Genomic DNA, 709 nt, shown 5'->3' with positions numbered 1-709 from the left:
CGGGCCTGCTGCTGGCGTGGTGGGCGGCGACGGCCTACCGCACGCGGCTGCGGCGGCGCAACGCCTGGCAGCTGGTGCAGCACAAGCGCGAGCTGGCCGAGCAGGCGTCAGAGGCGAAGACGCGGTTCCTGGCGACATTGGGGCACGAGGTGCGCACGCCGATGACCGGGGTGCTGGGGATGAGCGAGCTGCTGCTGGAGACGTCGCTGGACGGACGCCAGCGCGGCTACACCGAGTCGATCCGGCGCGCCGGCGAGCACCTGATGCGGCTGGTGAACGACGCCTTGGACCTGGCGCGAATCGAGGCCGGCAAGCTGCAGCTGGACCCGCAGCCGTTCGACCTGCGCGGCCTGCTGGACGACGTGAGCGGGCTGATGGCGCCGCTGGCGCAGCAGCGCGGGCTGGCGTACCGGGAGCAGGTGGTGCGTGGGGTGCCGCAGTGGGTACGCGGCGATGCCGGCCGTGTCCGGCAGATCCTGCTGAACCTGCTGGGCAATGCGATCAAGTTCACCGAGCAGGGGCAGGTGGGGCTGCGGGTGGAACCGGGAGAAGGTCTGGTGCGGTTCGTGGTGTCGGATACCGGTCCGGGATTGAACGCGGAGCAGAAGCAGCGATTGTTCCGGCGATTCGAGCAGGCGGAGGGGGCGCGCACGGCGGCGCGCTACGGCGGTAGCGGGTTGGGGCTGGCGATCTGCCAGGAACTGGCGGC

Annotated in this window: 1 protein-coding gene; it reads left to right on the top strand. The window is 71.4% G+C overall.

Annotated elements, in window-relative coordinates; genetic code table 11:
* Positions 1-709, top strand: a 709-nt coding sequence (locus FXO19_RS19015) for a sensor histidine kinase (protein ID WP_255516504.1), incomplete at both ends; no start/stop codon positions are given.

The organism is Luteimonas suaedae, from assembly GCF_008312895.1.
Classification (GTDB): Bacteria; Pseudomonadota; Gammaproteobacteria; order Xanthomonadales; family Xanthomonadaceae; genus Luteimonas; species Luteimonas suaedae.
Note: the sequence above shows the minus strand (reverse complement) of the source record. Positions and strands in the feature narration are given on the sequence as shown.